20 protein-coding genes and 2 tRNA genes are annotated in these 20,671 nt (G+C 42.8%); all 22 read right to left on the minus strand.

What is annotated here, in order from left to right; translation table 11 throughout:
* Positions 1-109: 109 nt before the first annotated feature.
* A complete protein-coding gene (gene rpmB, locus SM122_RS05350) occupies positions 110-298 on the minus strand; it encodes a 50S ribosomal protein L28 (RefSeq protein WP_001140948.1) in 189 nt (62 codons plus the stop codon).
* Positions 299-416: 118 nt separating this feature from the next.
* Positions 417-1,112 carry a LiaF transmembrane domain-containing protein gene (locus SM122_RS05355; RefSeq protein WP_324737860.1) on the minus strand — a complete coding sequence of 232 codons (696 nt, stop codon included), beginning with the start codon at positions 1,110-1,112 and terminating at the stop codon, positions 417-419.
* 4 nt (positions 1,113-1,116) lie between these two features.
* Positions 1,117-1,563, minus strand: a complete 447-nt coding sequence (locus tag SM122_RS05360) for a LytTR family DNA-binding domain-containing protein (protein WP_003004160.1) — start codon at positions 1,561-1,563, stop codon at positions 1,117-1,119.
* Between the two features lie 300 nt (positions 1,564-1,863).
* Positions 1,864-2,175: a LiaF transmembrane domain-containing protein gene (locus SM122_RS05365; protein ID WP_324737902.1), complete on the minus strand. Its 312-nt coding sequence runs from the start codon at positions 2,173-2,175 to the stop codon at positions 1,864-1,866.
* A gap of 200 nt (positions 2,176-2,375) precedes the next feature.
* A tRNA-Thr gene (locus tag SM122_RS05370) sits at positions 2,376-2,448 on the minus strand.
* 46 nt (positions 2,449-2,494) lie between these two features.
* Positions 2,495-2,956 (minus strand): GNAT family N-acetyltransferase, encoded by a 462-nt coding sequence (locus tag SM122_RS05375; RefSeq protein WP_195487464.1) that lies wholly within the window; start codon positions 2,954-2,956, stop codon positions 2,495-2,497.
* Positions 2,957-2,994: 38 nt separating this feature from the next.
* Complete coding sequence (locus tag SM122_RS05380) at positions 2,995-3,780, minus strand: ABC transporter permease (RefSeq protein WP_003004561.1); 786 nt, start codon at positions 3,778-3,780, stop codon at positions 2,995-2,997.
* A 1-nt stretch (position 3,781) separates the two neighbouring features.
* Positions 3,782-4,600, minus strand: coding sequence for an ABC transporter permease (locus tag SM122_RS05385; RefSeq protein ID WP_324737861.1), 819 nt, complete (start codon positions 4,598-4,600; stop codon positions 3,782-3,784).
* Position 4,601: 1 nt separating this feature from the next.
* The gene (locus SM122_RS05390; RefSeq protein WP_013904684.1) at positions 4,602-5,594 is read right to left on the minus strand and encodes an ABC transporter ATP-binding protein; all 993 of its coding nucleotides are present in this window, start codon (positions 5,592-5,594) and stop codon (positions 4,602-4,604) included.
* A gap of 361 nt (positions 5,595-5,955) precedes the next feature.
* Positions 5,956-6,894 carry an alpha/beta fold hydrolase gene (locus SM122_RS05395; RefSeq protein ID WP_155169425.1) on the minus strand — a complete coding sequence of 313 codons (939 nt, stop codon included), beginning with the start codon at positions 6,892-6,894 and terminating at the stop codon, positions 5,956-5,958.
* Positions 6,895-6,978: 84 nt separating this feature from the next.
* Positions 6,979-7,860, minus strand: a complete 882-nt coding sequence (locus SM122_RS05400; protein ID WP_003004573.1) for a class II fructose-bisphosphate aldolase — start codon at positions 7,858-7,860, stop codon at positions 6,979-6,981.
* A gap of 344 nt (positions 7,861-8,204) precedes the next feature.
* Positions 8,205-8,657, minus strand: coding sequence for a hypothetical protein (locus SM122_RS05405; protein WP_155169290.1), 453 nt, complete (start codon positions 8,655-8,657; stop codon positions 8,205-8,207).
* A gap of 80 nt (positions 8,658-8,737) precedes the next feature.
* Positions 8,738-8,823 (minus strand) — tRNA-Leu (locus SM122_RS05410).
* Between the two features lie 265 nt (positions 8,824-9,088).
* A complete protein-coding gene (locus SM122_RS05415) occupies positions 9,089-10,702 on the minus strand; it encodes a CTP synthase (protein ID WP_155169292.1) in 1,614 nt (537 codons plus the stop codon).
* A 173-nt stretch (positions 10,703-10,875) separates the two neighbouring features.
* Positions 10,876-11,571: a B3/B4 domain-containing protein gene (locus SM122_RS05420; protein ID WP_155169294.1), complete on the minus strand. Its 696-nt coding sequence runs from the start codon at positions 11,569-11,571 to the stop codon at positions 10,876-10,878.
* A gap of 260 nt (positions 11,572-11,831) precedes the next feature.
* Positions 11,832-12,416 carry a DNA-directed RNA polymerase subunit delta gene (rpoE, locus tag SM122_RS05425; protein ID WP_003010182.1) on the minus strand — a complete coding sequence of 195 codons (585 nt, stop codon included), beginning with the start codon at positions 12,414-12,416 and terminating at the stop codon, positions 11,832-11,834.
* A 371-nt stretch (positions 12,417-12,787) separates the two neighbouring features.
* Positions 12,788-14,071: a trigger factor gene (gene tig / locus SM122_RS05430; protein ID WP_155169296.1), complete on the minus strand. Its 1,284-nt coding sequence runs from the start codon at positions 14,069-14,071 to the stop codon at positions 12,788-12,790.
* A gap of 128 nt (positions 14,072-14,199) precedes the next feature.
* Positions 14,200-14,763: a TIGR01440 family protein gene (locus SM122_RS05435; RefSeq protein ID WP_150905343.1), complete on the minus strand. Its 564-nt coding sequence runs from the start codon at positions 14,761-14,763 to the stop codon at positions 14,200-14,202.
* Positions 14,764-14,766: 3 nt separating this feature from the next.
* Positions 14,767-15,237 (minus strand): ECF transporter S component, encoded by a 471-nt coding sequence (locus SM122_RS05440; RefSeq protein WP_003010175.1) that lies wholly within the window; start codon positions 15,235-15,237, stop codon positions 14,767-14,769.
* Positions 15,227-15,988, minus strand: coding sequence for a bifunctional hydroxymethylpyrimidine kinase/phosphomethylpyrimidine kinase (locus SM122_RS05445; RefSeq protein ID WP_155169298.1), 762 nt, complete (start codon positions 15,986-15,988; stop codon positions 15,227-15,229). The genes SM122_RS05440 and SM122_RS05445 overlap by 11 nt, the downstream gene beginning before the upstream one ends.
* Positions 15,981-16,727 carry a tRNA pseudouridine(38-40) synthase TruA gene (truA, locus tag SM122_RS05450; protein WP_155169300.1) on the minus strand — a complete coding sequence of 249 codons (747 nt, stop codon included), beginning with the start codon at positions 16,725-16,727 and terminating at the stop codon, positions 15,981-15,983. The genes SM122_RS05445 and truA overlap by 8 nt, the downstream gene beginning before the upstream one ends.
* Before the next feature lie 289 nt (positions 16,728-17,016).
* On the minus strand, positions 17,017-20,556 hold the full coding sequence (locus SM122_RS05455; protein WP_155169302.1) for a family 20 glycosylhydrolase: 3,540 nt from the start codon (positions 20,554-20,556) through the stop codon (positions 17,017-17,019).
* Between the last annotated feature and the right edge of the window lie 115 nt (positions 20,557-20,671).

Below are 20,671 nucleotides of genomic sequence, written 5' to 3' on the forward strand. Positions count from 1 at the left end.
GAAGTACGAATGTTTCAAACATGAGTAGTTCCAATCAACCACTGCGTCATACTACTATTCCTATCAAAAAGCGAAGGCTGGACACTTTATGCCCAGCCTTCTTTCTTTATTAAACGCGTTCTACTTTACCAGATTTCAATGCACGAGCTGAAGCCCAAACTTTTTTAGGTTTACCATCGATAAGGACAGTTACTTTTTGAAGGTTTGGTTTTACGGCACGTTTTGTTTGGTTCATAGCGTGTGAACGGTTGTTACCTGATACAGTCTTACGACCTGTGAAATAACATACTTTAGCCATTTCTGTGTTTCCTCCTATTAGATCTAATATAACGGATGTGCTAGCACCACATACCGTACTATATTACCAAAAAAAATCTCTCTTGGCAAGCTTTTGGCCAAAGTTTTTCATTTCAGACTTAAGAAAACGAATTCGCTCCGACATAGATAATTTCCAGATTTCCTAAGGAAACATCACCTGTAATATAGAAATCCTTGCTTGTCAGAGCACTCGGATTTTCCTGATGCTGGATCGCTGAAAGGGAATTATCCACATTAACATGGACGCGCCAATCACTTGGCACATAGAGGCTCAAACTTCCAAGGGAAACATCGACAACAAACTGAGCAGAAGGACCTTCGATGTGGCAATTGTCAAAATAAACCGATGCTTCTCCCATACTCACATCTGCACTTCCGCGGGTAAAGTGTTGGTCATTGAGATATTTTGTCACTGTTGAAAAAGTGACATCGATGTCATTGCCATCCGACTTACTCATGGACCCAGCAGAATAGGAAGCTAGGCGGGCTTTTGTTTTCTTAGAGGGTTTAAACAAAATATTGAGCCCAATCACAGCGAGAATTGAGGAAAGGATGACAACTGAATTGGACACCGGAAGGAAATGGTATTGCCCATTGAGACAAAAGAGGGCTAAAAGTCCATAGATGAAGCCCCAACCAAAATGGCGTTTTAAGAAACTAGAGAGGGACAGGACGGCAAGCAAGGTAACCCAAGCTAAGGTCCAGATACTGATGTCCCATTTTACAAAATAGCCCTGTAAAAGGATTAAGGCTGCTAAAAGGATTAAGAATACTCCGATTAATTTTTTTCTCATGATATTACCTCATTTCATTTAGTCGTTCTTTTAAGAGTTGATAGTAGCGTCTAGATACGTGAACCTGCTTATGGGTCTGGTAGAAATTGACCGTGCTGGTCCCTGAAAAAGACTTTTCTAGAGAATAGATTTGCTTGGCGTTGACAATGGTGGATTTGGATATCCGACAAAAGGCGATAGGAAGCAGCTCCTCCAACTCATAGAGCTTCTGCTTGACCTCATAGGCCTCGTCCTTGGTGTGTCCAAAAATCTTCTCCCCGTCCGTCTCAAAAAAGAGGATCGATGCCACATCCAGAAAATACTCACTTCGATCCTTGTAGAAGGCTAAAGGAGCGACTTTTTGTTCTAGGATTCTCTCTTGCAGCTGGGTCAACTCCGGGGTCAAGCGCGGAGCTCGAATCAAGATCTCAGGCTCGTCCATAGATGGATCCAATTCGATTCTAACTTTCATAAAACTCCTTTCCCAACGTTTTGATAGTACCATTATAACAGCTGTTGAAAACAAAACAAGGGCTTTTCAGTAAGTGGCACGTTTTCCCCATCAAGAGGTAGTTTTTGAGAAGTAAAAAAGAGAGTGGGACAGAAATCGGTAATTCGTTAGAATTCGATTTCGTCGTCCCACCTCCGCACAGTTGAGTAGGGCTGTAAAAGCTGATGAAATCAGCGTAGTAGAGCCCACTCAACCACTGCGTCTTGCTCGACAATCCAAAGACAATTGAGAGGCTAGGACTTTTATCCCAGCCTCCTTTCTTTATTTATTACTTTCCTTATCCGGTAAAAGAAAACTTAGACCTACACAAGCGAGCACACCTGCTGTGATGACCAGACCATTTGAGACCGGCAAGAGATCGTAAATCGCATTTGCGATCATCAGTGCGATCAAGGCGCAGATAACACTTGCCTTGTAATCTTTTTTCAAGAGATTTTCAAGAGTAAAGAAAGCAAATAAGAGAACAGGAAATAGGGGCCAGATGTTCACATCGAGCTTTGGAAAACCAACCATTCCCATTGTGACAACCGCAAGAGCAGCCAAAATAAATCCAAGTCCAAGTAGTTTTTTCATCATCATATACCTCATTTTGATTATTCGGAAGTATTTCTTCCTTTGATGATTCTATGATAGCAGAGAGCTCCTACGGAGACAAGGACTTTTGACTAAGTGGTCAAAAATGGCGCCTATGCGGTCAAAAAAAGAAACGAGACCGAACGAATATGTGATGAACATCATTCGTCGTCTCGCTCTTTCAAAGCAGTTTCTTCCTATGCCGATTGCAGGGATCGAACCTGTGACCTACGCGTTACGAGTGCGTTGCTCTACCAACTGAGCTAAATCGGCGATTACCTTCTTAGTATAGCACTCTGATAGCGGATGTCAAGCACTTTTAGTTGATCTTTTTAATCAGAATCTGACATGGATTCTGTGGATCCCATAGTTGCGGAAAAATCTCTAATTTTTTAAAACCAAGACTGCGATAAAAGACATTTGTTCGATCGTAGTTCTTATTAGAACCTTCTGCCACTGTTTTTACCTGTAAATAGTCGACTTTTTTGCAGGCTTCACTTTCCAAAGTAGCAAGCAACTGACTTCCAATCCCCCTGCCTTGATGAGCTTTTTTTACACCGAGACAATCAATCTCTGCACAATCTTCACTAGAATAGGACAAGCTTACAAAGCCAAGCAAATCATCCTCCTGATAGGTGGCCCACACTTGCAAGTCCTTGGCTCCTTCGATGTAGGCTTGCGTGCTTTCTGGTATTCCAAACCATTCTGGCAAATCCCTTAAAATCTCAGCGACAACTGCCATTTTTTGATCTTCACCCTTGACTTCTTTAATTACAAACATCATAAGTTCCTTTCTTGATTTTAGTCTTACTTTACCTCTTACGAACCAGCACTTTCGTAGGCATCCAATCCCCTGTTCCAAAGTTTGAGGGAAATAACAAAGAAAACAAGGGAAATCAGAATCAAACCACCAATATTAAAGAGTCCATCCTTGTCCTGCAAGAAATAGCTGGCAGGATAGTAGGCCGTAAAGGCAAAAGGTACAATAAAGCTAATTAACCAACGAAGGAGCGAATTGTAAATAGAAATAGGATACTTGGCAAAATCATTAAACATATAGAAAATGTAAATCATGGCACCTGACTGCTTGGTCCAAAAAGCGATGCTGGCTGTAGCAATTTTCAAGGAAGTATAAATCAAGGTCGCAAAAGGAATACAAACTAGAAAAATCAGGAATTTTGGAAGAGTCCAAGCAATGCTAGTCGCCGTTGTCGCTAGTAAAATCCCACCGACCAAAAGTTCACCCAAGGCATCAATCTGAAAGGTCTCAACCAGGATGTGAAAGAGAGGATTGATAGGACGAGTCAGATACTTGTCAAACTCCCCTTTTCGAACTAGTCGTTGACCTAAAGCCCAGAGATTGTCAAAAAAGAGATGATCTAGTCCCTTTGGAATTAAGGAAAATCCATAGATAAAGGCAATTTCTTGAAAAGTCCAACCTTCTAGGGAGGGAATGTGTTGAAAGATGACATTGAGAAACAAGAGGTTCAGGCCTTGAGTCAGAAAGACTCCCAACACACCAACCACAAAATCTACCTTGTATTCCATGATTTGCTTGATATACTGTCTGATAAAAATCAGATGCATGCGTTGATATTTTTTCATCCTAACCTCCCTGAATGGTGATAAATGACTGGACTCGTTTCCAAATCAACTGAGACAAGCCCACCATCACTATAAGCCAGAAAAACTGAAGCAAAAGTGCTTGAAGAATCTGACTAGCATCGTATTTCCCAACAATAATCATGACCGGAGTGTAAATTAAGGATGAGAAAGGTAAGAAGGACAGAATATCTGAAATGACCTTTGGAAAGAAAGCCAAGGGAATCAAACTCCCAGACATAAAGGCCACTATGGAAGTCTTAAGTAGGTTGGAACCCCAAAGATTTTTAAATACAAAGGCTGAAAATCCAAAGCAGATATTAAAGAAAAAGTTAATCAGATAGGCCAGCGTTAAGCTAAAAAGATAAAGGGTAGTTAGTCCCAGCACTTCTACAATCCCTTGCCCAGATAAGATTTTCATCAAAACAATGACACTTAAAAATGGCAGTCCAACAGAGATAAAAATCAACCACTTGGAACCAAGCTCCGTAAAGAGGTAAGAAGCCGCAAAATGCACTGGTCGCAACAAGCGCATGATAATGGAACCATCCTTGACCTCATCACCAATCATAAAGGAAGAATCCGACCTAGTCAGAAGATTAGTCACAAAACTCATGATGATGTAGAGGGTGATATCCGCCATACTGAAGCCCTGAATCAAAGGCTCCTGGGAGGAATCAAAGACAGCCTTCCATAGATAAAAAGCCACAAAAGCACCCATGACATCGCCAATCCGATAAAGAATAAAGTTGACTCGATAGCTAATCAACTCCTGAATCCCTGCATTGATAAAGGGTTTATAACGTCTCCACAATTTGACCATCTTAGAGCTCCTTTCGATAGAAGCGACGGATAATATCTTCAATATCCGTATCTACCATCTTCAAATCACGGACCTCAAAATCAGATAAGGTTTGCTTGATAATATCGGCCGACTGGTAGCGGGAACTATCGAATTCAATATTGAGAGTATTTCCTTGTCTATCAATGGACATATCAGGCAAACCCTCATAATGAGAGACTAGATGATTTTGACCTGGCGTCAGGTCAAAGGAGAGAGTCTTCATCTTTCCAAAGGTTTCCTTGAGCTGGCTAACCGTTCCATCAAAAATCTCCTGCCCCTTATCAATCATAAAAATCCGATCACAGAGTTGCTCAATATCACTCAAATCATGAGTAGTCAAGAGAATAGTTGTCTCTTCCTCCTGATTAATCTGGGTAATGGCCCGACGAATGTTGTCCTTGACCGACACATCCAAACCAATAGTCGGTTCATCTAAAAAGAGAACTTTGGGATTGTGAAGCAAGGAAGCCGCAATATCCGCCCGCATCCGTTGACCTAGTGAAAGAGTCCGCACAGGATCCTTGATAAATTCCTTCAAATCCAAAACTTCATTCAAAAAGTCCATACGCTTATGGAAAAGCGAGTCCGGTACATCATAGATCTCTTTCAAAACCGTGTAGGTCTCTTGCAGAGCCAAATCCCACCATAACTGGGTGCGTTGTCCGAAAACGACTCCAATATCCTTGACATAATCTTGGCGATTATCCTGCGGAATCTTGCCGTTAATCCGACAAAAACCAGATGTCGGTTTTAAAATCCCTGTCAGCATTTTGATGGTGGTTGACTTCCCAGCACCATTTGCCCCGATAAATCCTAAAATCTGCCCTTTTGGAACTTCAAAAGTTAAATCCTTGACCGCTTCAAAGGTCTGCTTTTCAGGATGAATAAAGGAGCGCAAGGCTCCCTTTAAACCCGGCTCCTTAACTGTCTTCACAAAATTTTTCCGAAGATGTTGCACTTCTATCATTGCCATATCTATCTCCCTATCGTAAGAAGCAACATTGTATTTTTGACCACAAATATTCTAAATCCTTACTTTCTACACTTACTCAATATTATTACAGAAGGCTTTATACCAACCTATTATAATCCAATAAAAAAAGGAATGCAAGCGTTTGCTTATAGATTATGAAATTAGAAATTTCTCTCTTGAAATAATGCTTTTGAGTCAGAAATTCTGGTTTAATAGTTTCCTTAAAACACCAAAAAACCTGCCCTTAGGGGCAGGCTTATTGTTAAGAAAAAGAATTTTTTTAATCGAGAAAATTAACGATTCTACTGTTAATCCTTCAGCATTTAATTATTATCATCAGTCTCAATGGATTTTTAAGCCCTCAATTATTCTCTAAAAATTTTTTAATACGAGAAACAATAGCATCGCTTTGATAATGATAGAGGTCGTGAGGCGCATCCATATAGTCGACTTGAACATTAGACTGGTCGCTTGCAAATCTCTCTGCATAACGTTGCCACTCTGATTGGCTAAAGGTCGTGCCTTCACCGTTAGAAACCAGGAGTAAGGCTGGAATTTTCGGATTAATGCTAGATGGAACTTTCTTGGCATTTTCCTTTGCCAAACGGGATTCATGAAGCATGGCTTGTGACATCAACTGCTTATATGCTAGTAATTTATATTGTTGTCGTTCAGTTTCAGTCAGAGTTGGATTTTTTATATAAAAGGACTCAGGGAAATAGCGTAATAAGCCAATCTTACTACTCCAATAAGCCACAGTAAGCAAGGCCTGATTATCCTTTAAATCCTCATAACTTGCTGGTAATGCCCAATCCAGACCAACCAAGGCTTTCACTTCATCAGGATACTTTTCCTGCCAAGCCAGACTTTCAAGACTAGCCATTGAATGAGAAAGAATCACATAAGGACCTGAAACATGAGCTTGCGCCAAAGCTTGACGGGTCTCAGAAAGGACCTCCATCACATCTCTTGAACGATCACTATCTTCACTAAAACCATATCCTGCTCGCTCCACGACAACAACTTTGTATTTTTTGGATAGGGAATCTGATAGATTCTTAAAGTCTAAAATAGGAGAGGCGATACCTGCACTGGAAAGAAAAACGATTGTTTCAGATCCTTCTCCTTTAACAGAGACATTCATTCGATGTCCATTGACTGTAACTTGTTTACCAATGGGTGTTAGAAGCTTACTTTCATTTCGTAAACTAAATTGATGAAAAACAAATGTAGCACCTAAAAAGAGCAGGAGAAAGCTACAAACGATCCAGCTAAACTGTTTAAATTTTTTCATAGGCATATTGTACAAAAATTAAATCCCGGAAGCAACTTTTCCCATACAAAAAAACAAGATCCACACGGGACCTTGCTTTCCTGTTTTCAATTAAGCTTTGCCTTCTGAACCGAATACGTCGATACGTTCTTCAACAGCTGCTGTAATTGCTTCGAAACCTGGTTTCAAGAATTTACGTGGGTCGAAGAGTTTCTTCTTATCGTATTCTGCTTCGTTTGCATCGTATTCACGTACGAATTGACGAGTAGCATTTGCAAATGCGATTTGGCATTCAGTGTTCACGTTAACTTTTGCAACACCAAGTTTGATCGCTGCTTGGATTTGATCGTCAGGGATACCTGATCCACCGTGCAATACGATTGGGAATCCTGGAACAGCTTCAGTCAATTTTTGCAAGTGGTCAAGGTGAAGACCTTTCCAGTTTGCTGGGTAAGGACCGTGGATGTTACCGATACCTGCAGCCAAGAAGTCGATTCCTGTAGCAACCATTGCTTTAGCATCTTCGATTGGTGCCAATTCACCGTCACCGATGATACCGTCTTCTTCACCACCGATAGTACCAACTTCAGCTTCTACTGAGATACCTTTAGCATGAGCTTTTTCAACGACATCTTTCGCCAATTTAAGGTTTTCTTCAACTGGAAGGTGTGAACCGTCAAACATGATTGAAGTGTAACCAGCTTCAATACATTCAAGAGCATCGTCGTAGTGACCATGGTCAAGGTGAATAGCAACTGGTACAGTGATACCCATTGATTCTACAAGGTTTTCAATAAGGGCTTTACATACTTTGTAACCACCCATGTATTTAGCAGCACCCATAGAAGTTTGGATAAGTACTGGAGCTTTCTTAGCTTCTGCTGCACGCAAGATAGCTTGAGTCCACTCAAGGTTGTTTGTGTTAAATCCACCAACTGCATAACCATTGTCACGAGCTGCTTGGACAAATTTTTCTGCTGAAACGATTGCCATGTGTAATAGGCCTCCTATAAATTTTTGTGGGATTGATCCCACTTACATTGTTTATTTTATCACTTTTTAGATGAAATTGCTAGCTTTTCCTGTGTCTTTAAGCACTTTCTTATGATAAATAGGGCGGAATCTCCTATCTCCTAAGGCTTTCATCCTAGCAAATAAGTAAAAGAGAGTGGAACAGAAATCCTAGCCTCTTAATTATTTTTGGATTGTCTAGCAAGACGCAGTGGTTGAGTGGGCTCTACTACGCTGATTTCATCAGCTTTTACAGCCCTACTCAACTGTGCGGAGGTGGGACGACGAAATCGAATTCTAACGAATTACCGATTTCTGTCCCACTCTCAATTCTCTTCTTTAAAATTTTTTAGCGAAAGGAGAAAGGCGATCCCGCAGATCACAAGGAGTGCTGCTACAACCCATTGAGAATAGAAATAAGCAGCAAATAACTGACTGTCGGTAAACATTTTTCCAAGAAGTCCGTTTAGCAATTCCTCAAGAAAGGGAATATTCTCACACACAGCAAGGATTGAGGCAAGAAAGAGAATAAAGCCTGCTATCAGAAAGAGATTGGGAATCCATCTTTTCATCCTTTTCTCTTCTCTGAGCAGATACTTAGAAGCAATCGCCACTAAAAAAATGAAAACATTCCATATGTTTAAGGCGATAAAATATCTAAAAGTATCCTTGTATGCGCCTATCCCCATCGCTAAAATCAGGATAGGACCGAAAAAATTAATGGCACTTCCCAATAGTGCAAAGAGACCATCGACCAAAACCAGATACTTCTTCTTCATGTTCTCACCTCATCTCACACCTATTCTACCACAAAGAGATTTGAAAACAAAAAAAGATAGCCGAAGCTATCTTGATCCGATGCGGAGAGAGGGACTTGAACCCTCACGACCTAAAGCGGTCACAGGATCCTTAGTCCTGCGCGTCTGCCAATTCCGCCATCCCCGCGATTGAGTACTTTACTAGTATATCAATCAACGACTTTTTTGTCAAGATTTTTTTCAAACTTTTTTCAGAGTTTGTCATTTTTTCACAAAAGGGAGTGGGAAAGAACTCCGACTAATTAAAAAGAGTTCGTCTTCCCACCCCCGCACAGTTGATTAGGTCATCTTTGGAGCTTGAAAAGCGAACAAAGATGCCAATCAACCACTGCGTCATGTAGTTATTACTATTATAGTCCAAAGGCTGGACACTTATTGCCCAGCCTTGATTTTTATTTGCTATCGTGGTTTTCAACTGCCGCTGTGATAAAGGCTGTGTAAAGTCCTTCTGGGCGGTTTGGACGGCTTGACAATTCTGGGTGGTATTGGCAAGCGACAAAGAATTTGTTTTCTGGGATTTCAACGATTTCGACCAAACGGTTGTCTGGTGAAACACCTGAGAAGACAAATCCTGCTTCTTCGAACTGTTCACGGAAAGCATTGTTAAACTCATAACGGTGACGGTGGCGACGTTGTACCACTTCTTGATGGTCATAGGCAGCAGCTGCTTTTGAGCCTCGTTTGAGTTTAGATGGGTAAAGACCGAGACGGAGCGTTCCTCCCATATCTTCCACATCGATTTGGTCTCGCATGATATCGATAATCGGATACTTGGTTTCTGGATCCAATTCGGATGAATTGGCCCCTTCCAAGCCTAAAACGTGACGGGCAAATTCGATACAGGTTAACTGCATACCCAAGCAGACACCCAACATTGGGACGTCCTGTTCACGCGCATACTTGATGGCTTGAATTTTTCCTTCTGTTCCCCGTTGACCAAAACCACCTGGGACGATGATTCCATCCGCATCTCCAAGGAGTTCTGCCACATTTTCAGCTGTCACATCATTGGCATTGACCCAATTAATCTTGACTTCTGCATCGTTGGCGTACCCTGAGTGCTTCAAGGCCTCAACGACAGAAATGTAGGCATCTTGCAATTCTACGTATTTTCCAACCAAGGAAATCTTGACCTGCTTCTTGAGGTTCATGACCTTGTCGACCATCGCAGACCATTCTGTCATATCTGCTGCAGGAACATCCAATTTCAAATGGTCACAAACGATTTGGTCCATATTTTGTGCTTGCAAGTTCAATGGGATTTGGTACAAGTGCTCCACATCAAGTGACTCGATGACAGCTTCTGGTGCCACATCACAGAATTGAGCCAACTTGTTCTTAATTCCTTGACCAGCTGGCTTTTCTGTACGGATGACCAACATATTTGGTTGAATCCCAAGACCACGAAGTTCTTTCACAGAGTGTTGCGTCGGCTTGGTTTTCATTTCTCCCGCAGCTTTCAAGTAAGGAAGAAGGGTGGTGTGGATATACATAACATTTTCAGCACCGACATCTGCCTTCATTTGACGAAGAGCTTCAAGGAATGGAAGGGACTCAATATCTCCAACTGTTCCTCCGACTTCTGTGATGATGACATCTGAATCCGTCGTCGTCGCTGCTCGTTTGATCTTTTCTTTCAAGGCATCTGTAATATGAGGAATCACCTGTACAGTCGCTCCCAAGTATTCTCCGCGACGTTCCTTGCGAAGGACTTCGCTATAAATTTTCCCTGTCGTCACATTTGAGTACTTATTCAGATTGATATCAATGAAGCGTTCATAGTGACCAAGGTCCAAGTCTGTCTCTGCGCCATCATCTGTGACAAATACTTCCCCGTGTTGGTAAGGGCTCATCGTCCCTGGGTCAATATTGATATAAGGGTCAAATTTTTGGATCGTCACTTTCAATCCACGATTTTTGAGCAAGCGACCAAGACTTGCTGCGACAATCCCTTTCCCGATGGATGATACGACACCACCCGTGACAAAAATATATTTTGTTGACATGTGCTTTCCTCTTCTTCTAATGTTGTAGAGGCCATTCCTCTTTGCAGAAAAAACAAAAATAGCTCCCTAATCTTTAGGGAGCTCCGACCTCAAAATGAGGTGCCCGAACAATATCTTACCGCAAATGGATTACTTTGTCAAATTGAAAATTTCATGAAAATGATTTTCGCTGTTTACACGACCTTTTCCACTCCATTTTGTGTGACGAGAAATTTCTCAAATTGAAGCTGAGGCATGCAAAGAGCAAGGTCCTTGTGGATTCGTTCTAGCGCTTCTAAACGCATCTCGACTGACGTCTCGGTATTTCCTTGGATGACAAAGAGGGCGTTTTGCGTAGTCTCCTCAAATTTGTAATGGTCACTATCGCGTACATCCAACCAAGCCAGAACTCCTTTTTGATCCCGGTAGACAGGATCTGTCGGTGCGACATGTTTTTCACTAGAAAGGATAGGGAGAAATAGTTCGTCTCTTTGACTCACTGTAAATTCAATCGGTCCCTCAATCTTATCTAGGTCATGTCCTCCGATCGCGAGAAAAGACTTCAGCGATTCGACATTATAGATATCGATGATGCTATTGATCTGAGGAAGAGCTCCTCGATGCTGGATGTTTCGGATAAGAGCTAGGACTGTTGGTGGATTTTTCTTGATGCTACGCCCTACTTTTTGCAAAAGGTCTGTATACCCTTTAATGACAGGAGATGCCACTACTTCTTCTGTCTGACACTGAAGCGCCCATTGTTCAAGCTCTTTTTTCTTTTCAAGAAAAGAAGGGGGCAAAACTGCTTGAGGATCCACATTTCTAGCAATTCCGACCACAACCGTATCAATACCAAGAGCTACTAAACTTTGATCTAAACGAAAGTCCATCTGAACACCTCCTACTAGGAAAGCTTACACGTTTATCATACACCATTTCGCCACTTTTTTCAATGCAAACAAAAAGAGAGTGGGACAGAAATCGGTAATTCGTTAGAATTAGATTTCGTCGTCCCACCTCCGCACAGTTGAGTAGGGTTGTAAAAGCTGATGAAATCAGCGTAGTAGAGCCCACGCAACCACTGCGTCTTGCTCGACAATCCAAAAACAATTGAGAGGCTAGGACTTTTGTCCCAGCCTCTTCTTATGATTTATTCTTCTTCCTCGTCTTCAGAATCCTCTTCTTCGTCGTCTTCTTCGCTTAATTCAACTTCCTCACCCAAATCATCTGGTACGATTTCATTGATTTCAGCATCGTAAGCTTCGACTTCACTCTTTTCATCATCTGGATTTTCTTCATCATATGAAAGAGCTGGATCTGCTTCGTAAACTTCTTCATCTTCTGGATCATCGTCGTTGTAGTCGATCGCATCTTCGTCTCCATCCATGAAGGCATTGACACGTTTTTTCTTCCGTTTCTTGGGAGTTTCATCTTCGTCTGTTTCTTCAAGAGCGATGATTTCTTCGTCAACTTCATCGATGGCATACCATGAACGAAGACCCCATTTGTTATCTCCAAGTGGGATAAAGCTTCCATCGACATTCAATTCTGTGTAGAACAATGGAAGAGCTTCACGGATCTCGCTGTTTGATTTTTCAAGGTAATTTTGAATTTCATTTACAAGATCGCTAAAGTACATTTCATGGTCACGTCCGCGTAATTCTAAAATCGCACGCGCCACTTCAATCATAGAAAGTTCACTTTTTTCTTGTCCAGCAAATACTTCTAATTCCAAGGGTAAATCTCCTTATGTTTCATTTCCTAAATGGAGAAGGATCCGGTCTTAAACCTCATCCTATCCTCAATGATAGATTGAAAACTTCTCGTCACTAAATCTATCACGCATTTTATCGTTACACTCTATTGTACGATAAATTTCCCCTTTCGTCAAAGGAAAATTCCAGGATTCTCCATGAAATCAGAAAAGGGAGTGGGAAAGAACTCCGACTAGTTAAAAAGAGTTCGTTTTCCCACCCCCGCACAGTTGATTAGGTCATCTTTGGAGCTTAAAGGCGAACAAAGATGCCAATCAACCACTGCGTCATACAGTTATTTCTATCAAACATCAAAGGCTGAACAGTTGTTGTCCAGCCTTTTTAATCTCAATTATTTTACTTTTGCTGTGCTTGTGATCACGTTCACTGCTTTCTTCACTGTGATGTCATGCTTCAACATTTCTGGTGAAAGAAGGTTGCGAACTTGTTCAACTGGCATGTTGTAATCTGCTGCCAATTGTTCGATTTCAGCGTTGATTTCTTCTTCAGTTGCTTCGAAGCCTTCTGCTTTCGCTACTGCTTCAACCACAAGGTTTGTCTTCGTACGGCTTTCAGCTTCTGCTTCGTATTGTTTGTGAAGATCTTCTTGAGTTGTTCCAGTGATTTGGAAGTACATTTCAGGTGAGATACCTTGACGTTGCATGTTTCCAAGGAACTCGTTGATTGAACGGTGTACTTCTTCGTGGATCATCTCTTCTGGAAGGTCAACGATTTCAGCGTTTTCAACTGCAAGATCGATTGCTGCTGCTTCTACTGCATCGTTGTATGCTTCTTCTTTAGCTGCTGCCAATTCTTTGCGGTATTTTTCTTTCAATTCGTCAAGAGTTTCAACTTCTTCGTCGATGTCTTTTGCCAATTCATCGTCAAGAGCTGGTACTTCTTTTGCTTTTACTTCGTGGATAGTTGTCACGAATTTCGCTTCTTTACCTGCAAGGTCAGCTGCTTGGTAGTCTTCTGGGAATGTTACGATCACATCAACTGTTTCACCAGCAGAGTGTCCAACCAATTGGTCTTCGAAACCTGGGATGAATTGACCTGAACCAAGTCCAAGTGAGAAGTTGTCACCTTTACCACCGTCGAATTCAACACCGTCGATAGAACCTACGAAGTCGATCACAACAGTGTCACCTTCTGCTGCAGCACCTTCTTTAACAACCAATTCAGCCAAGTTGTTGCGTTCGCGTTCGATACGAGCATCCACATCAGCGTCTGTTACTTCTTTAGAAACTTCTACTGACACTTCAAGGTCTTTGTAAGCACCCAATTTTACTTCAGGTTTTGTGACAACAGCTGCTGTCAATGTCCAGTCTTGACCTTTTTCCATAGATACAACATCGAAAGTTGGTTGTGCTACAACTTCGATTCCAGCTTCTTTAACAGCTGCTTCGTACGCTACTGGAAGAAGATCGTTCAAAGCATCTTGGTAAAGAGCTTCTTCACCAAAACGTTGGTTGAAGATTGGACGCGGAATATGACCTTTACGGAATCCAGGTACGTTCAAAGTTTTCTTAACTGACTCAAACACACGGTCCAAAGCAGGTTTGATTTGCTCTTGGCTGATTGTGAAAGTCAATACACCGTGGTTAGTTTCTTTGTTTTCAAATGATACAGACATTCTGTCTCTCCTTAAAATAATATAGTCATTCCTTATAATTTTACCACAAAACTTTGAAATTGCAAGTTTTAAAACGTTTTTGCCTCTCTTTTCATCCAAAAAAACTAGCCTCTAAAAGCTAGTTCTATTTATGATTTTCGGATAGGATCATCTAGGTAGAGAGCACGGGCGCCACCGATCAATTTTGGGCGACTGGCGAGGGCTGTGACATGGGCTCCACCTAGTTCACGCAAGATAGGGCGAATTGGAACTTGCACGTGTTTGACATGCATCCCTACTGAGGTATCTCCAATGTCTAACCCCGCTTGAGCTGTGATGAATTCCACTTCAACAGGATCCTTAAAATACTTGAAAGCTGCGAGTTGTCCGGCCCCTCCTGCATGGAGACTCGGAAGGACATTGACGATTTCTAGCTCCTTCTTGTCCGCCAATTCTCTTTCGACCACCAAGGCGCGATTGAGATGCTCACATCCTTGTACCGCCAGATAAATCCCTCTTGGATTCAACTCATCTAGCAAGGTCTGGACAATAGCTTCAGCAATGTCGATGTTGGAGGCCTTTCCAATTTGCCCTCCTGCAACTTCACTTGAAGACATCCCGAGGACTAGGAGCTGTCCTTGGTGGAGACGGCTTTTTTCCAAGACATCTACCAAGATTTCTTTTGTATCCTTCTTCAGTTGCTCCAGATCCATGAATTAGCTTCCTTTCTTTTGAAATGCATAATAGACCACATAGCCTAAAGCCATTCCAACAAAATTCTGGGCGAGGTTATTCGGAATGTCCGAGATAGCAGCACCCCAACCATTGCCTAAAAAGAGGGCAGAAGCTAGTGCGTAACCGCCTACCATCACGACTGTCGCAAGGAGCAAGCCTAGGTAACGAGCTTTGCCCTTGAAGCCAGCGAAATAGCCTTGTCCCCCGTGAAAGAGGAGGCTAAAGAACATCCACTGAGGATAGCCTGAAATCAAATCCAATAAGAAGGCTCCGACACCACCTACAATAGCACCTTCCTTGCGTCCAAAATAGAAGGCTGTGAAATAAACTCCAAGATCTAGCAGGGTGACGATCCCTGTAGGAGTTGGAAGTTTTGTATAGTAGCCGAGTACAACTGTCAAGGCTGTCAAAATGGAAAGGCGGGCAATGAGTTGAGTTCGATTAGATGTCATATTGTACTACTCCATACTGGTCTGAATGTTGAATCGCTTGGAAGACAAAGTCTTTAGAGACTTTAACAGCTTCAAGCGGTGATTTCCCTTTTACCAACTGGCTGGAAATGCTAGACGCAAAGGTACAACCAGCTCCTGTATTGTTCTTTTCTAAGACTGGCTCTTCAATAACAGTGAAGTCTGTCCCATCATAAAAGACATCGATGGCTTTTTCCTTGTTAAGACGATTGCCCCCTTTGACCACGACAGTCGCTGCTCCTAATTCATGGAGCTTACGAGCAGCCTCTTTCATATCATCGAGCGATTCAATCTTGCTTTGGGTCAAGATCTCAGCTTCTGGCAAGTTCGGCGTGATGATCGTCACATAAGGGAAGAACTTAATCAATTCATCTCGAAGAGCTGAAACTTCTACATCATGGCTTTCCTTGCAGACCAAGACAGGATCTAGTACCACAGGGATCTCCGCATGGGCTTTGACATAGTCCAAGGCTAAGTCTGCCACTTGGACATTTGGCAAAAGACCGAGTTTAATAGCAGAAAATGGAACATCCTTTAGGGAGTTGAGCTGTTGAGCAAAGGTCGTCGGATCCACCGGAATCACTTCAAAACCGTGCTCCGTCATAGCGGTCAAACAAGTCACCGCCACAAAGCCATGCTGTTTGTTAGTCGTATAAGTTGCAAGGTCTGCGTGAAGACCTCCCCCACTAAAAATATCATTTCCTGAAATAGCTAGAATCAATTCATTACTCATAACGGATCTCCTTTAAATATAAGCCATTTGGTGCTGCTGTAGGACCTGCTAGATTGCGGTCCTTTTTTTCTAAAATCAGATCGATCTGCTCGATCGGCATCCGATCATTTCCAATCTTCAACAAAGTTCCCACCATATTGCGGATTTGCTTGTAGAGAAAACCATTGCCCGAAAAGGTAAAGACAAGGCGATGATGTTCTGCATCCTCAACCAAGCGAGCCTCTGTAATCGTACGAACCTTATCTTCCACACTGGTTCCTGAAGCTGTAAAACCGCTGAAATCATGGGTTCCCTCCAACTTTTGGATGGCTGCTTGCATCTTTTCCACATCCAAAGGATAAGGATAGTGGGTGGCATAGTGGCGCATCATGGGGTTCTTGGGACGACCATAATCCACGATAAATTCATAGGTTTTGCTGTGCTTCTTGTAGCGTGAGTGAAAGTCATCTGCTACTTGCTCTACTCGGATGAAATCAATATCCTCTGGGGTTTGGGTATCGAGGGCAAAGCGAAGCTTCTCCTCGTCCCGCGCTTGGGGGAGATCAAAATGAATCACCTGGCCAAGAGCATGGACACCTGAATCCGTTCGCCCCCCTCCATGAACGGTAACAGGGGTTCCTTGATTGAGGCGCGTCAAGGTCTTCTCGATTTCCTCTTGCACACTACGGGCATGCGGTTGGCGTTGAAACCCTGCAAACAAGGTCCCGTCATATGAAATGGTTGCTTTGTATCGTGTCATGGTTTTATTTTAGCAGGATATAGAAGGGGTTACAAGAGTGAAAAATCCAAACTGTCCGGGTACAGTTTTACAAGCACAAAAAAAGGCTGGGACAAAAGTCCTGGCCTCTCAATTATTTTTGGATTGTCGAACAAGACGCAGTGGTTGAGTGGGCTCTACTACGCTGATTTCATCAGCTTTTACAGCCCTACTCAACTGTGCGGAGGTGGGACGACGAAATCGAATTCTAACGAATTACCGATTTCTGTCCCACTCTCCTAACTTCGACCTGTTACAAGTCAACTAGGTCTTAGTCTCTTTTTTTATTTTTCAAGTCCATTCCTGCTGCTCCTAAGATCGCTCCTAGTAAAGCGAGTCCCAGAGCAGATTCCACTCCTGTTTCTGGGAGTTGCTTGTTAGAAGATACTGCTTCTGAACGAACCTCTTTTTCCACAGCTGCTGGAACTGGCGTTGGGGTATTTCCTGGTACTACTGGTTGATCTTTCGAGATCACTTGAGGTGTTGAATGATCTGGAAGCACTTTGTTCACAAGCACGTCTGATTTCACTGGTGCTTCTACGGAAGGGCTTGTTGGGGTCACGACTTCTTTGGTACCGACTTCAACAATTTCTGCAACCGGCTCTGTAGCAACTTCTGTAGCGATTACTTTTCGACTTTGATCAAGCGCCGAAACCTCTACATACTCAAGACCTTGCCCTTTAACCCCAGCCTGGATCACTCTGCGTTCTCCTTTAGCGAGATCTGGATTGGTCCTTTCCACAAGGTCAAAATCAAGTTCTTTTTCTACGATTTCAAGACTTGGTTTGTCTTCCACTAGGGCTTTGACGTCATTTTCAGCCAAGCTACCTACTTGCGTGATTGGCTTGAGCCCCGCAAGGGCTTTAGTCAGAGCAGCCACTTCTTGATCCACCTGATCTTGATGAGCACCGCTCACATTCCAATTCAAGCTATCTAAGACTTTCGCAAGTGCTGCGCGCGATTCTGGTGTGTAAATGGCTAGATCTGTTGGCACCGTAGCAACTGCTTTTCTAAGAGTAGTGAAGTCCGCCTTGAAATAGTCCTTGTTGTGGTTGGCAAAAGCTTCCATGAGATCAAAGACATTTTTTTCGATGTATTCTTCACTTGGGGTATCACACCAAACAGCTACCATGCTACCGACCATCGGCAAAGATGTTTCAGGATATGTTGTACTTGGGAGTTGTCTAAATGGAGTAGCAGCTGCATTGGCAATCGCTTTTTCAATATAACCACCACCCGTTTCAGGTGTTCTTCCCAAAACATAGTACCAGTCTCCGTTGGTATTAAGGAATTTATACCCCTTATCTGCCAAATACTGTGGAGATGCGAGGTTATATCCCCACCATCCTTTAGACCAGTATGAAATCAAGACGTCCTTGTCAAAGGCGACATCATCTTCATCTCCATAATAGAAGCCATCGTTAAAGGCCATTGGCTGCAAGCCTTTTTCACGCGCCATGGCTGCAAGACTATTGGAATACTCCGCAAATTTACCATAGAGGTCATACCACTTGAGGTAGTACCAACCTTGCGCACTGGTAGCGTCATTGGCATATTCATCTGTTCCATAGTTAAAGATCTTAGACTTGTCTTTGAAGTAGTCCATGTACTTGCCAATCAAGGCTTTGGTAAAGTTGACTGCTGCTTCATTGGTCAAATCCATGGTTGTTTTTGAAACCGTATCAAAGCTGGCTTGTGGATTTTCAATGCCCAATTTTTCCATGGCCACCAACAAGGCATCCATGTGTCCAGGACTATTGACTGCTGCAATTAAGCCGATTCCTTTAGCAGTAGCATAAGCATGGAGCTCATCCATTTCCGCTTGGGTCAAGGCTTGCCCATTTGGATCATCATAATAAGCCTTGGTACCTTCTAAAATGGCCTTTTTCACATCGTCACTAGCATAGGTTTTACCATTGGATTCCACCGTCATATCATCGAGTACGAAGCGCATACCATCATTTCCGACCAGGAGGTGCAAGTCAGAATACCCCAGCTCACTGGCCTTATCGACGATCCGTTTCAACTGATCCAGCGAGAAGTATTTGCGACCTGCATCAATCGAGATGACCTTCTTCATGGCAAGTTTTTCTGCTGCTTCTTTTGCAGCAACTTCTTTCGCATAGCTTTCTGTGTATACCAAAGCATCTTGAGCTGCTTTGAGATGATCGATCAAGGTTTTGGCCTCTGCTCGAGTCGTGTCTGCCCCTACCCCTTCTAAAGCTTTTTTAGCTGCCGTAAAGGCTACTAGCGATTCTGGTGTATAGTGGTCCAAATCAGTTGGGGCTTCCGTAAGAGCCTTTTCGACCACTTCAGGATCTGCTACAAAGTAGTCCGCATTCTTGTCCGCGAAGGCATGCATCAGCTTAAAGAGAAGGTCTTTTTTGTAGGTTGCGGATGGTGTATCTGCCCAGGCAGCTACCATCCCACCGATGAAGGGCACCTTAGCCTCATCATTCTTTTGAACGACATCAATTGCTGACTTGGAAATTCCTTCGAGACCTTGATCAAGATTGTACCAACCAGATCCAGCCTTGTCACGACCAAGGACATAGTACCAAGCATCATTGGTGTTAAGAATTTGATGGCCTAGTTCAGACAAAAGTTTTGAAGAAGCGACATCATAGCCGTTCCAACCACCTGTCCAGTAGGATACAATGATATCCTTGTCAAAAGTGCCATAGGAAGTATCACCATTGTAGTAGATTCCGTCATTAAAGGCCATTGGTTTCATCTTATGTTTTTTCACAATAGCCGCTAGATCATTGGCGTATTGGATGAATTTTTCATAGCCTTTTTCCGGGTACCCTTCACCCGGCCAATGCTTGCTGGCTTGGAGAACCTGCCAACCATGGGCATCTGTGGCATCATTGGCATACTCATCCAAACCGATGTTAAAGATGTCGGTCTTGCCGCTGAAATAAGCCGCATACTTGTCTACCAAAGCCTTGGTAAAGTCTAAGGCTTTTTGGTTGTCCAAATCAACGGTCCGAGCTGATTTCTTTGTACCAAAATAATTAAAGTGAGGGTTTTCGATCCCCAATTGTTCCATGGCTGTCAGAATCGCATCCATGTGACCTGGACTATTTATGGTTGGGATGACGCCTACTTTCTTCGATTTGGCGTAGGCCAAAATATCATCCATTTGAGCCTGGGTCAAGGCTGTTCCGTTCGGATCATCGTAATAAGCCTTCGTCCCTTTTTCAACCGCATCCGTCACGGCTTGGCTAGAATAAGAAGCATCTCCCACTTTCAAGGACATGTCATCCAAAACAAAGCGTAAGCCGTCATTTCCGACTAGGAGATGCAAGTCTGTATAGCCAGTCTTACTAGCTTCATCAATGATTTCCTTGATCTGGTCTGGTGAGAAGTACTTGCGACCAGCATCGATCGAAACAATCTTTTTCTTGGCTAATTTTTCTTCTTGCTCAGGATCTTTAGCAGGTGTTTCCGTCGCTGCTGTCGTTGGTTGAGCTGCCACATCCGACTCTGCGACCGAGCTCGCTTCTTCGCGAATCAAACGGTCAAGATCTGATACCCGCAGTTCACGATCAGGCAGTGTCGGTTGACTTTGATCAACGATTGGAGCGGGAGCCGATGGTTTTTCTACTGCTGGCTGAGAAGCTTCCTCATTAAGAGGAATCGTTGACTCACCCTCGCTTGGCTGAGTTGGAACTGTCGTTGAAGGACTGTCTGTAACGCTCGACGTATCTGCAGCTACAACATGAGCACCAGCAAAAAATCCTATTAGCACCGAAGCAGCTCCTACTGCATACTTGCGAATCGCATAACGTGGTTGATGTGATTTCATCAGGACCTCCTAAATTGTCTTTGTAATCGCTTTCTTAAATTTACCACGATATCTTAATAAATTCAATGACGGTCTTCATTATTCTTTAATTAGGAGAGGAAGTTCTTGGATTCGA

It is taken from the genome of Streptococcus gingivalis (genome assembly GCF_035544715.1).
GTDB lineage: Bacteria > Bacillota > Bacilli > Lactobacillales > Streptococcaceae > Streptococcus > Streptococcus gingivalis.